We start from the raw sequence: 12,290 nt of genomic DNA on the forward strand, positions 1-12,290 counted from the left end.
AAGAATCGCGCTCGTATACTCCCTGACTACCCATGACCGGTCGCCCGATCGGTCTCATGCCTCGGTAGCCAGACTCCATGACGCGCCCCGCTCCCCTGCTGCTTTTGCTTGCTGGTCTGTTGTTCTTCTTCGCCCTTGGCAACCACGAGCTGCAAGGCTCTACCGAAGCCCGGGTGTCCGGGATCGCCATGGCGATGCACCTGGACGATGACTGGGTGGTGCCGCGTCTGTTTCGCGAACCCTTCCTGGAAAAACCGCCCCTGAGCCTGTGGCTGGACGCCGGGGCGATTCGCCTGTTTGGCGCCAGCACCGGGGCGGTGCGATTGGCCTCAGCGTTTGCCGGGTTGTTCAGTGTGATGCTGTTGTACGGGATGCTGCGGCGGTTCGGGCGGCCGCAGACGCTGGCGTTCAGTGCCGCGTTGATCCTGGCGACCATGGCCAGTTACTGGGGCAATGTGCGGGGTGTGGGTGAGGATTCGTTGCTCAGCCTCGGTGTCACCACTGCCTTGCTGGGGTTTTACCAGGCGGTACGGCCCGAGCGTGAAGGTTCGAGTACCTGGGCCTGGGCGTTGTTTACCGCTGGGATGGTCATCGCCACGTTGAGCAAGGGCGTGTTGGGACTGGCGATGCCGGGCATTGTGATTTTTGTGTACTTGCTCAGCACCAGCCTGATGGATAAGCGCCTGCGCATCGGCGACTGGCTCAAGCCGGCGCTGTTCACGCTGTTGGCGTTGGTGCCGCTGCTGATCTGGCTTGGGTTTCTGTTTCAGCGCGGCGGGATGCAGGCGGTGGGTGAGGTGTTATGGACCAATAGCGTCGGGCGCTTCAGTGGTTCGTTTGTCGAAGCCGGGCATTACGAACCTTTCTACTATTACCTCGCCAAACTGCCCGAGGCCTTCTTGCCCTGGAACATCCTGGTGTACCTGGGCCTGTGGCACTTCCGTAAAAGCCTGGTGCACAACCGCTATCGCCTGTTTTTCAGTGTGTGGCTGGTGGCGCAGTTCACCTTGCTGACCCTGGCTTCCAGCAAACGCACCGTGTACTTGATGGCGCTGACGCCAGCCGCTGCGGTACTGGCCGCCGAATATGCGCGAGTGTTGCTGGAGTGGGCCAAGGACCATAAGCCGGGGCTGTACCGTTATCATCGGCGCATTATTGGCGGGGTTTTCAGCCTGGCGATCGCCTGCTACCTGAGCGCAGCGTTCTGGTTTGCACCCAAAGCCGATGTGCGCCATTCATTCGTACCGGTGATGAGTCAGATCCAGGCCCTGCAAGACGAAGGCAGGACGGTGGCGATGTACCAACCCAACGAGCGCATCGACGGCGCCAGCGTGTTCTACCTACAGGCCTACTTGCCGATCCTGAACACCGAAGCCGAACTGCGCGCCTTCCTCAGCGCCAAGCCCGGCAACGTTGCATTGACAGACCACACCGACCGGCTGAAAGAGCCAGTTACGGTGATCAAGCAAATGGCGATCAACCGCCAGCCTTATTACTTCGTGGAGCAGTAAGGCCGGCGCGGGGCATCAGTGCTTGGTGAGCTTGTCCAGGTAGCCCATGGCAAAAGCCGAGACCACGAACGTCATGTGGATGATCACGTACCACATCAGGTGCTGTGGATCGACGTTCTTGGCGTCCATGAAGATGCGCAGCAGGTGGATGGACGAAATCGCCACGATGGAGGCCGCCACTTTCATCTTCAGCGACGAGGAGTCCATGGTGCCCAGCCAGTTGAGCTTTTCCTTGTTCTCGTCGATATCCAGCTGCGAGACGAAGTTCTCGTAGCCGGAAATCATCACCATGACCAGCAAGCCGCCGACCAGGGCCATGTCGATCAACGACAGCAGCAGCAGGATCACTTCCGCTTCCAACATGGTGAAGATGTTGGGAATCACGTGAATGATTTCCTGGAAGAATTTCAGCGCCAGGATCAGCAAGCCCAGGGACAGCCCCAGGTAGATCGGCGCCAGCAGCCAACGCGAGGCGTACATCGTATTTTCGATAAAGCGTTCCATTGAATCTCACACAGCTTGGCTAAAAATGGTGCCGAGTATACCAGCCGCCACCCGGCACCTGTCACCGCGAGAAAACTGACCCAAGTGGCATCTGTAAGAGAATTTTTCTGCTAGTGTCGAGGCCATTCACTCGGCTCGATGATGTCGGACAGGAAAACTCAGATGATGGATGTGCGATCCCCTTTGGCCACTTTCGGCCTGTGCGCGGCGTTGCTGATGGCCAGCGGCTGTTCCCCCAAAGAAGAGCAGAAGCAGGCGACCCTCGAAGAGAAAACCACGAAGTTCGAACAGTCCCTGGACACCATCCAGGACCCCAAGCTGCGCGATGCCATTGCGGACCTGGGCGGCTCGCTGCTGTTGCTGGAGCGCGCGCGCGTCAAGCTCGCCAGCAAGCCCATCGAAGCCGAATACGGCGAAGACAGCCTGGCCCTGCTCAAGCACTACCCTACGCCCCAAGCGCTGGTGGACACCTACATCAATGGCCTTTTCGTACTGCGCAAAACCTCTCATTCCGACTACCTGACGGATTTGCAGCCGGTCTTCCCGTTCAATTTCAACGCCCCGGACCAGTTCCCCTTCCCCCATGGCCTGGAATGGCAGTCGGTCACCCTGAGCAACAATAAAGTCATTCCCTTCCAGCCGGAATGGTCAGAAACCGACCCCGGCATCCAACTGAGCCCCAGCAGCTCCAACCTGACCAACCCCGACGACCTGACGGTGACCTACCCGTTTATCGAAGGCATCGAGACGGAAAACAAGAGCCAGCCACAACCCATCAGCCTCAAGGGCGCGGTGGAGGTGATCACCCCGGGCAAGGTGCTGACGTTCGACCTGAGCAAACAAGACGTGGGCCATAAACGCACCGACGGCAACATCACCCTCAACCTGCTGACGCTGGAAAAGAACTACGCCGAGATCGAGCTGACCAACAGCGAACCCCTGGCCGCAGACGTGGGCGACGAATCACCGAACCCTCTGCTGGTGCAGGCACGGGACAGCACCGGGCAATTTCTGACCCGCTCGGGCTCGATCAACGAGAGTGCCGCGCAAGTGGCGTTCTACGAGAAACAATTGGCGCAAATGCAGAAACAAAAAGCCTGGTCCGACGCCTTCGAGAAACAACTCACCGATGAGCAAAAAGCCTTCGAACACAAGCAGACCAGCCATTACGCCAAGGTGTATTTCAACGGGCTGATCGATAACCTGCAGGTCAATGTGCTGGATTTTTCCAAGGCCACGGTCACCCATAAAGACCTGGACCTGCCGGTGATGCGCTTTGACAGGAACAGCTTGCAACAAACCGTGCAGGCCCTGCCGATGCCGGTCACGGTGTATGACGACGGCGCCGCCAGCTGGCTCAAAGATGCGTCGATGACGGAGGAGCAACTGAAAAACAGCGTCACCATCAGCCAATCGACCGAAGACGCCAGTGCCGCAAAAATCCTGTTCGACCACCCGTTCACCTTCAATGACGACCTGGTCGGTGCCGAACGCAACAACAGTGACGCGCCTATCACCTTTTTCACCGCCGATGACAAGGGCGAACGGGGCGAGCCCATCGAGTTGCCGAGCGAAGCGTTCGAGCTGAATGCCGCCAGCGGCACGCTCACGTACGACCTCAACCTGTTCCCGGAAACCCCGGCGTATGTGGTGGGCTCGGTACCGTTGTTTTTGGCCAGCATCGAGAAAGCCACGATTGACGCCGCCAAGCTGCCCAAGGGCCTGTCGCTCAAGGACAACGCGCTGATCGTCGACCAGAAGGACTTCCCCGCCGACAGCTGGCGCTTCTACGCCAAGGATGCCAGCGGCAATTACCTCAAGGAAATTCTGAATGTCAGCCACCGCGCCGAGGAATACGGCACGGCGATGTTTGACGTGCATTACTTCTACGGCCAGCCGACCACGCTGGAAAGTTACCAGCGCACCGACCTCAGCACCGTGCAGTACGGCTTTGAGGTCAAGCTGGACAAGCCTGAGAGCAAATAACCGGCGCTATAGGGCCAGCCGCTCCTGGCCGCCATTGAGTTGGCGCAGATGGGCCTGCAGGTGCAGGCACCAGATCTGCGGCTCGTCCATTTGCTCGTAGCCGTGCAAGGTCAGGCTATCAACGATGGTGCCCAGCATGCGTTCTGCCACGAAGGGCCCATGGAACGGGCCCTGGGATTTGACGGTGGAAGGCTGTTCGCCCGACATCCCGGCGGCAAATAGCAACGTCCACATCCCGTTATCCCCGGCAAGAGGGCGAATGGAGCATTCGATACGGGTGACCAGGCCCAGGCACTGGCGGGTAAGGCAAAGGTTGCGCGACATGGCGGCGACCCTCGGTAGATCGGTGTTCAGCCCCAGCGCAAGGCGAGGCTGTTTCTATCCTGCGACTCCTGTGGATATCCCTGACTCTGAGAATAGAATAAAAACGCGACAAACCAAGGTTGTAGGGACCAACGGGCGTTGGTCCCTGAGGGTGGAGTCAATTTTGTGGCAGATAACTATGTAGGAGCGAGCTTGCTCGCGAAGAACGCAAGGACACCGAGTTAAACCAGGATGCCCGCGTTATCGTTGACGTTCTTCGCGAGCAAGCTCGCTCCTACAAGGGAAGCATCAGGTCGGCTTGGCTTCGGCCAACGCCTGCTGCGCCAGCTCTTTTTCCGCCTCCTTCAGATCCTCCTCGCTGATCATCTCGGCAATCGCCCGCAAGCGCTCCACCACCCGCGCATTCACGGTGCCTTCCGGGAATTGCCCCTCGGCGTCCGGCTCGCCGGCATCCTCGCCCACCAGCAGGCTCAAGGCCTCATCCGCCTGGCGCACCGCATAGATGTGGAACTGCCCGGCACGCACGGCCTGCAACACCTTCTCGTCGAGCATCAGCGTGGCCACGTTGGCCTGAGGGATGATCGCACCCTGCTCACCGGTCAGCCCGCGGGCTTCGCAGAGGCGGAAGAAGCCTTCGATCTTCTCGTTGACCCCGCCCACCGCCTGCACTTCACCAAACTGGTTGATCGAGCCGGTGATGGCAAAACATTGCTTGAGCGGCGTCTTCGACAGGGCCGAGATCAAGGTGCACGCCTCACCCAGGGAAGCGCTGTCGCCATCCACATAACCGTAGGACTGCTCCAGGGCGATACTGGCTGAGATGGCCAGCGGGAATTCCTGGGCATAACGGCTGCCCAGGTAACCGGTTAGGATCATCACGCCCTTGGAGTGAATCGGCTGGCCGAGGTTAACTTCGCGCTCGATGTCGACAATACCGCTGCCGCCTGGGTACACCGTGGCGGAAATCCGCGCCGGCACGCCGAATGCCGAGTCGCCGACCTCCAGCACCGTCAAGCCGTTGCACTTGCCCACAGCGGCGCCGGCGGTGTCGATCAGGATGACGCCGGCGAGCATGTCGTCGAGAATCCGCGCCGATACACGACCGGTGCGTGTGGCCTTGGCCTTGAGGGCGCGCTCGATATGCCCGGCATCGGTCATTTCGTCGCCCGCCAGGTGACGAATAAAGTCCGCCTCGCTGACCAACTGGAACAGATCGCCAATACGCGCCGACAAGCGCCCCTGATGTTCGGCCAGGCGTGCGCTGTAGGTTGCCAGGCGCGCCACCGCGTCCGAGGTGAGCGGCGCCATGCCCTCTTCCGAGGTACGGGTTTTGAGCAACTGGGCGAACTGCTCCAGGCTCTCGTCAACCATGGGGATGTCTTCGTCGAAATCCACCAGTACCCGGAACATCTCCTGGAAGTCCGGGTCGGCGTCTTGCAGCGCGTAATACAACTGGCGCGAACCGATGATGATCACCTTGACCTGCAAGGGGATCATCTGTGGGTTGAGGGTCACGGTGGCCAGGCGGCCCAGTTCGCCCAGGGGCGATTCCATCTTCAGCTTGCGCGATTGCAGGGAACGCTTGAGCGCATCCCACACAAACGGCTCGCTGAGCATTTTTTCGGCTTCCAGGATCAGGAAACCGCCATTGGCGCGGTGCAACGCACCGGGACGCAACTGGCGATAGGTAGTGTAGAGCGCGCCCTGGTCGGTGCTGTATTCGATACGGCCGAACAGGTTGTCGTAGGTCGGGTGCGGTTCAAACACCACCGGTGCGCCACCGTTGACCGAGTGGCCCACTACCAGGCTCGGGCAGTATTGTTCCTCAAGCAGCTTGCGCGCCTGGGCGTCGGTCTTGGCGTCGTCCACCAATTGCTCCACCACGGTTTTGAGCAGGTACACCTGCATGGCCTGCAGGTAACCACAGACGCCCGCATTTTCTGCGTATTTTTCCGACAGCGGCGCCAGCAAAGGCTGCAGGGCCAGGGTGATGGTTTCTTCGTTGAACTGGCGCAGCTGGTTGTTGGACTCGCGCTTCCACTGCGGCAGGCTGGCCAGTTCCTCGTTGAGGCGTTCTTCCAGCTCGGAGATATCGGTGTGGAAGCGCTCGCGATCGGCTTCGGGCAGTTGCGAAAACTCCGCTTCGTCCAGCGCCTTGCCGTCAAGCATCGGCGTAAAGGCGATGTTGGAGCTGTCGCGGTACAGCGCCACGTCTTTTTCCAGGGCCAGGCGCTCGATCACGTCCAGCGCCTTGTCGTAGCGCTGGTTGAACGCACGGTCGATGGCGCTTTTACGCTGTTGATAAGTCGGGTGTTCGAACACCGCCGGGAAGGTGGCGACCAGGTTATCGACCAGGCCGTTGATATCGGCGATAAACGCCGCGGCGGCGCCACCCGGTAATTCCAGGGCGCGAGGCTCGCGGGGCTCATCGAAATTATTCACATAAACCCAGTCCGCCGGGGTTTGCAGGCGCTTGCCTTCGGCTTTCAGGTAGCGTTTGACGAACGAAAAGCGGCCGGTGCCCGGCTCGCCCATGACAAACACGTTGTAACCGGGGCGTGGCATGGCCACGCCGAACTGCAAGGCTTCAACCGCACGTTCCTGGCCAAGCACACCGCGAAAGGGCTCCAAATCATTGGTGGTCGAGAAGCTGAACTGTTCAGCGGAGAAAGGGCGAGTCAGCGCTTCAGGCGCTAGACGCAAGCTGGCAGCAACAGGATCAGGCATCGGGCTTCCTTACATCAGGCGGGGCAGATGGGGCATTCTGGCTCCGGGTTGAGCGCTCTGGCAAGGCGCGCTTTCGGGAAAGCATAGACACGGCACGCCTCCTACAAAAAAATCGCCCGAGACTGAATGTTTATAAAAAAACACGGAACCCTGGGAACGTGCCTAAACTCCAAACTGCGCGGGTTGGACTAATAACTGGCCCCTAGGGTGCGTTGAGCACCTGAACCCTTGTCCATTGGTTTGCACACAAAGAGAACAAAGCTATGAAACGGATCCTTCTTGGTACTCTCTTCACCGTCGTCTCCCTCAATGCAATGGCAGAAGCACCAGGTGGCCCGAACTGCGGTTGGGGCAACATGTTGTTCGAAGGCCAGCGCGGTACTCCGGCCCACTTCCTCGCCTCCACCACCAACGGTACTTCGGGTAACGCCACCTTTGGCATGACCTCGGGCACCAACGGTTGCAGCACCAACAGCGCCCTGTCCTACGGCGGCAAGTCCTGGATTGCCATGAATGGCATGATGAACGAGCTGTCCGAAGACATGGCCAAAGGCAACGGCGAAGCGCTGACCACCTACGCTGTGGTACTGGGTGTTGCGCCGGAAGATCGCGATCATTTCGCGGCCGTGACCCACGAGCACTTCCAGCAGATCTTCAGCAAGGCTGACGTGACCGCTGACGACGTGCACAACAACACCATTGCTGTACTGAAAAGCGATGCCCGTCTGGCGAAATACGCAACCCAGGCTTAAGCTCGACCTGCCCGCGCCTTTCGAGGCGCGGGTTTTATTTTTTCGACCCGCCCACCTTGGGTCTTTTTTTCCGTCCGACTTAAGTAGCCTCCATGCTCAAACGCCTCGCTTGCCTGGCTCTCTTCGCCTGCGCCCCGCTGCATGCGGCACCGCACCTCGACGATCAACGTTTGCAGCAACTGGCCAATGATCCGTTCTGGCTGTCGCTGGGGCACTACGAAGCCGGCAAGGTCAGTGGCTGGCGCAGCTATGTCAGCGACAAGAAGTTCTTCCTCGCCGCCGATGGCGCTCATCACCCGGACGCAGAACTCAAGGCCACTGTGGAGGCGCTGTATGCGCCGGCCAGCCTGGGTGAAAAGCACGCCCAATGCGTCTACCCCGCACGCACCCGCTGGCTCAAGGCCCAGTTGCAACTCAACGACCTGCCCGCCCTGGAGTGCAAAGAGTTCACCCAGTGGTTCAAGGATGTCGCGCCCCATAGCGCAGTGATGATCTTCCCGGCGGCCTACCTCAACAGCCCGTCGTCGATGTTCGGCCATACGCTGCTGCGCATCGACCAGGCTGACGTGCAAAGCAACAACACCGCCCTGCTCAGCTATGCGATCAACTTCGGCGCCTATATCGAAGGCTCCGACAACAGCATCCTCTATGCCTGGAAGGGCCTGATGGGCGGCTACCCCGGCCTGTTCGCCCTGGTGCCCTATCAGGAGAAACTTTCCGAATACCGCAGCCTCGAAAACCGCGATTTGTGGGAATACCGCCTGAACCTCACCGAGGTCGAGACCAAGCGTATGGTCGAGCACGTGTGGGAGCTCAAGCAGATCCAGTTCGACTACTTCTTCTTCGACGAAAACTGCTCCTACCGCCTGCTCGAACTGCTGCAAGTGGCCCGCCCCGGCCTGCGCCTGACTGAGCAATTCCCACTCACCGCGATCCCTACCGATACCGTCAAAGCGGTAAAAGACGCAGGGCTGGTGGAGAAGATCGACTATCGCCCGTCCCGTGAACGTGAACTGCTGGAGCGCGCCAAGCCACTCGATAGCGATGAGCAACAGTGGGTGCTGAACATCAGCGATGACCAAAAGCAACTGCTGGAGCCTGCATTCAAGGCACTGCCTCGTGAGCGCCAGGCACTGATCGTGGATGCCGCTTACCGCCTGGGCCGCTACCGCGCCAACGGCCTGGAGCGCGATGCGACACGCTCCCAGCGCAGCTTCGAACTGCTGCGCGCGATCAACCAGAACCCGGCGCCAGACCTGAAGATCACCCCGCCTGGCCTGCCGGAAAACGGCCACGAGTCGCGCACCTGGCAAGCCGGCATCGGCACCCGTGGCGACAAAGCCTTCGGCGAATACGGCCTGCGCATGGCCTATCACGACCTCAACGACAATGCCGAAGGCTTCCCCCTGGGCGCGCAGATCGAAATCCTGCAAATGAAATTGCGTCAGTACGAAGGCAATCACTGGCAGCTCCAGCAACTGGACCTGGCCACCATCCGCTCCCTGACGCCGCGCAATGCACTGCTGCAACCCTGGTCGTGGCAAGTCACCGGCGGCCTGGAACGCGTACCGGGCAAACACGACGACGAAACCCTGGTGGCCCACGTCAACGGCGGCGCCGGTGGCACCTGGCAACTCTCCGACGACATGCTCGGCTTCGCCCTCGGCACCGTGCGCGTGGAGCACAACAACGACTTCAGCGAAGCCATCTCCCCGGCCGCCGGCTTCAACACCGGCGTGCTGTGGAAAAACCCGTTGGGCAACCTGAGCCTGGAAGCCAAGGGTGATTTCTTCACCAACGGCGAAGTGCGGCGCAGCATAAGCCTCAACCAGCAGTGGGAACTGTCACGCAACCTGGGCCTGCGCTTGAGCGCCCAGCGTGAGTTCAGCCACCTGTCCACGCCAGTCAATGAAGTGATGCTTGAGCTGAAGTGGTACCACTACTGACTCAAGCCTGGCGAAAATCAAAAGTTGGGCGGCGCTCGCTCTCTGTAGGAGCGAGCTTGCTCGCGAAAAACTCATAGGCGCCGCGGTTATTCAGCAAACACGCGTTATCGTTGACGTTTTTCGCGAGCAAGCTCGCTCCTACAGTTAAGTCCGGCACACCCCTCTGACACCCCCTTCACATACAGCTGACAAATCCCCTTCTAGACTTCCCTTATCAGCCGTTAACCGGCCAGGGGGTACGCCATGTGGCGGTATGCAGTCATGCTGTGCGCTGTGGTGGGGTTGTCGGGTTGCCAGTCAACCCATCAGGAGTTGCTGACCAAGGGTTATCCACCGGCCTTCGCCGACGGTTTTGACGACGGCTGCAGCAGCGGTCGCCAGGCCGCTGGGGTAATTACCGGGGAGTTTCGCAAGAATGTGCCGCGCTATCTGAAAGACCGGCTATACGCCGAAGGTTGGGAAGATGGGTTTCGTCAGTGCAAAGCCATGCGCGAGAGCCAGGAACTGCGCGATTACGAGGAAAACCGCAGGGACGACCGCGAACGCGATTGGCAGCAGGAAAAAGATCGCGACGCCGCCAAAGCCTATCGCTCGCGCTGATCGTGGGAACGATCAGCCCGCGAACGTGGCCCAACTTCCATAGGAAGGAGAACGCCATGAGCCGAGCTTTTGTAAATGAAGACAACGCGGCGGCCCAGGCTGATCAGCCGGTGGAGCGTCAGGTCAGCGCGCAACCTAACCGCCTGACCGCGCAAGGGTTGGCGCAGTTGCAAGCCAAGGTGGCGCAAATGCAGCTTGAGTACAGTGCCGAGTCCGCCAAGGGTGAGCAGGCCGATAAGCAGCGCCAGGCGGACCTTGAGCGGGACCTGCGTTACTTCAACCAACGGGTGCAAAGCGCTCAGGTAGTGGCGCCGGCCACGTCCACCGACAAGGTGCAGATCGGCAGTTGGGTCACGTTCGCCAACGAGCAGGACGAACAGCAGCGCATCCAGTTAGTCGGTGAAGACCAGGCCGATGCCAACGCAGGCTTGATCAACTGGGGCTCGCCCCTGGGCCGTGCCTTGTTGGGCGCCCAGGTGGGCGACGAGGTGCTGTGGCAGCGCCCCGTCGGCGATCAGTTGATCGAAGTGCTGCGCATCGAGCCCGAGGCCTAGACGATCCCCTGGGCCAGCATCGCGTCAGCCACTTTCACGAAGCCCGCGATGTTCGCGCCCTTGACGTAGTTGATACGGCCATTTTCTTCACCGTAATGCACGCAGGCATGGTGGATCGACTGCATGATGTTGTGCAGCTTGCTGTCCACTTCCCCGGCGGTCCACAGCAGGCGCATGGCGTTCTGCGACATTTCCAGGCCGCTCACCGCCACGCCACCGGCGTTGGACGCCTTGCCCGGCGCAAACAGAATGCCCGCGTCGATGAAGATATCCACAGCCTCCAACGTAGTCGGCATGTTCGCACCTTCGGCCACGCAGAGGCAGCCGTTGCGCAGCAAAGTGCGCGCAGCTTCGGCGTCGAGTTCGTTCTGGGTGGCGCAAGGCAGCGCGATATCGCAGGCCAGTTCCCAAGGCGTCTGACCTTTACGGAACTCCAGGCCGAAACGCTCGGCCAGTTCACTGATACGCCCGCGCTGTACGTTTTTCAGCGCCAGCAGCGCCGACCATTGCTCTTCGGTCAAGCCGCTTTCGGCATACAGGGTGCCTTCGGAGTCCGAGAGGGAGATCACCTTGCCGCCCAGGTCCATGACCTTGCGCGCCGCATATTGCGCCACGTTGCCGGAGCCGGACACCGCCACCCGCTTGCCTTCGACGCGCTGGCCTTGGCGCTTGAGCATTTCCTCGGCGAAATACACACAGCCGAAACCGGTGGCTTCCGGACGGATCAAGCTGCCGCCGTAGGTCATGCCCTTACCGGTCAGCACCGAGGTGAATTGATTGCTCAGGCGCTTGTACTGGCCGAACAGGAAGCCGATTTCCCGCGCGCCTACACCGATATCACCGGCCGGTACGTCCACGTCCGCACCGATGTGGCGGTACAGCTCGCTCATGAACGCCTGGCAGAAGCGCATCACTTCGGCGTCGCTTTTGCCCTTGGGGTCGAAGTCCGAGCCGCCTTTGCCGCCGCCCATGGGCAGCGACGTCAGGGAGTTCTTGAAGGTCTGTTCGAAGGCGAGGAATTTCAGCACACCCAGGTTGACCGAAGGATGAAAGCGCAAGCCACCTTTGTAGGGCCCGATGGCGCTGTTCATCTGGATACGGAAACCACGATTGACCTGAACCTTGCCGTGATCATCCACCCACGACACCCGGAACGTGATCGCGCGCTCTGGCTCGCAGATGCGCTCCAGAATGCCCGAGTTCAGGTAGTGCGGGTTGGCTTCAAGAAAGGGCCACAGGCTGCGCAGGACTTCTTCTACAGCCTGGTGGAATTCCGGTTGGTCCGGGTCGCGTTTCTTGAGACGGGCAAGGAAGGAGTCGACGGATTCGGTCATGAACAGTCTCGGCAAATTGATTGTTGTTAAACAGAGAATGAGCCGGACTTTA

The 12,290-nt window shown here is 60.3% G+C and carries 10 protein-coding genes; 6 read left to right on the forward strand and 4 right to left on the reverse strand.

Annotated elements, in window-relative coordinates; genetic code table 11:
- Positions 1-77: 77 nt before the first annotated feature.
- Positions 78-1,511, forward strand: a complete 1,434-nt coding sequence (locus BUE92_RS10585) for an ArnT family glycosyltransferase (RefSeq protein WP_073523571.1) — start codon at positions 78-80, stop codon at positions 1,509-1,511.
- A gap of 15 nt (positions 1,512-1,526) precedes the next feature.
- Here BUE92_RS10585 and BUE92_RS10590 read toward each other — a convergent pair whose 3' ends face one another.
- Positions 1,527-2,015, reverse strand: a complete 489-nt coding sequence (locus tag BUE92_RS10590) for a TIGR00645 family protein (protein ID WP_005791582.1) — start codon at positions 2,013-2,015, stop codon at positions 1,527-1,529.
- A gap of 162 nt (positions 2,016-2,177) precedes the next feature.
- Here BUE92_RS10590 and BUE92_RS10595 point away from each other — a divergent pair, with 162 nt between their 5' ends.
- The gene (locus BUE92_RS10595) at positions 2,178-4,001 is read left to right on the forward strand and encodes a hypothetical protein (RefSeq protein WP_081372182.1); all 1,824 of its coding nucleotides are present in this window, start codon (positions 2,178-2,180) and stop codon (positions 3,999-4,001) included.
- A gap of 6 nt (positions 4,002-4,007) precedes the next feature.
- On the opposite strand, the gene BUE92_RS10600 is transcribed toward BUE92_RS10595, so the two are convergent.
- Positions 4,008-4,325, reverse strand: coding sequence for a PA4575 family protein (locus BUE92_RS10600; protein ID WP_003194269.1), 318 nt, complete (start codon positions 4,323-4,325; stop codon positions 4,008-4,010).
- A gap of 288 nt (positions 4,326-4,613) precedes the next feature.
- Entirely contained in the window at positions 4,614-7,052 is a 2,439-nt protein-coding gene (locus tag BUE92_RS10605; RefSeq protein ID WP_014719999.1) for a Lon protease family protein, read from the reverse strand.
- Between the two features lie 263 nt (positions 7,053-7,315).
- Here BUE92_RS10605 and BUE92_RS10610 point away from each other — a divergent pair, with 263 nt between their 5' ends.
- From BUE92_RS10610 to BUE92_RS10625, 4 genes are all read left to right on the forward strand, one after another.
- Positions 7,316-7,804, forward strand: coding sequence for a DUF3015 domain-containing protein (locus BUE92_RS10610; protein WP_073523572.1), 489 nt, complete (start codon positions 7,316-7,318; stop codon positions 7,802-7,804).
- Positions 7,805-7,896: 92 nt separating this feature from the next.
- A complete protein-coding gene (locus BUE92_RS10615; RefSeq protein WP_073523573.1) occupies positions 7,897-9,750 on the forward strand; it encodes an Lnb N-terminal periplasmic domain-containing protein in 1,854 nt (617 codons plus the stop codon).
- A gap of 243 nt (positions 9,751-9,993) precedes the next feature.
- Complete coding sequence (locus BUE92_RS10620) at positions 9,994-10,350, forward strand: hypothetical protein (RefSeq protein ID WP_073523574.1); 357 nt, start codon at positions 9,994-9,996, stop codon at positions 10,348-10,350.
- Positions 10,351-10,406: 56 nt separating this feature from the next.
- Complete coding sequence (locus tag BUE92_RS10625; RefSeq protein ID WP_073523576.1) at positions 10,407-10,904, forward strand: GreA/GreB family elongation factor; 498 nt, start codon at positions 10,407-10,409, stop codon at positions 10,902-10,904.
- Here the strand turns inward: BUE92_RS10625 and gdhA are convergent.
- Positions 10,901-12,238 (reverse strand): NADP-specific glutamate dehydrogenase, encoded by a 1,338-nt coding sequence (gene gdhA / locus BUE92_RS10630; RefSeq protein WP_073523579.1) that lies wholly within the window; start codon positions 12,236-12,238, stop codon positions 10,901-10,903. The two genes, BUE92_RS10625 and gdhA, sit on opposite strands and share 4 nt — an antisense overlap.
- Between the last annotated feature and the right edge of the window lie 52 nt (positions 12,239-12,290).

Origin of the sequence: Pseudomonas fluorescens, from assembly GCF_001902145.1 — a bacterium.
Taxonomy (GTDB): domain Bacteria; phylum Pseudomonadota; class Gammaproteobacteria; order Pseudomonadales; family Pseudomonadaceae; genus Aquipseudomonas; species Aquipseudomonas fluorescens_BV.

Bases quoted from the DNA above. Each gene is read 5' to 3' on its own strand.
- BUE92_RS10585 (WP_073523571.1), top strand. From the start codon at position 78: ATGACGCGCCCCGCTCCCCTGCTGCTTTTGCTTGCTGGTCTGTTGTTC.
- BUE92_RS10590 (WP_005791582.1), bottom strand. From the start codon at position 2,015: ATGGAACGCTTTATCGAAAATACGATGTACGCCTCGCGTTGGCTGCTG.
- BUE92_RS10595 (WP_081372182.1), top strand. From the start codon at position 2,178: ATGATGGATGTGCGATCCCCTTTGGCCACTTTCGGCCTGTGCGCGGCG.
- BUE92_RS10600 (WP_003194269.1), bottom strand. From the start codon at position 4,325: ATGTCGCGCAACCTTTGCCTTACCCGCCAGTGCCTGGGCCTGGTCACC.
- BUE92_RS10605 (WP_014719999.1), bottom strand. From the start codon at position 7,052: ATGCCTGATCCTGTTGCTGCCAGCTTGCGTCTAGCGCCTGAAGCGCTG.
- BUE92_RS10610 (WP_073523572.1), top strand. From the start codon at position 7,316: ATGAAACGGATCCTTCTTGGTACTCTCTTCACCGTCGTCTCCCTCAAT.
- BUE92_RS10615 (WP_073523573.1), top strand. From the start codon at position 7,897: ATGCTCAAACGCCTCGCTTGCCTGGCTCTCTTCGCCTGCGCCCCGCTG.
- BUE92_RS10620 (WP_073523574.1), top strand. From the start codon at position 9,994: ATGTGGCGGTATGCAGTCATGCTGTGCGCTGTGGTGGGGTTGTCGGGT.
- BUE92_RS10625 (WP_073523576.1), top strand. From the start codon at position 10,407: ATGAGCCGAGCTTTTGTAAATGAAGACAACGCGGCGGCCCAGGCTGAT.
- gdhA (WP_073523579.1), bottom strand. From the start codon at position 12,238: ATGACCGAATCCGTCGACTCCTTCCTTGCCCGTCTCAAGAAACGCGAC.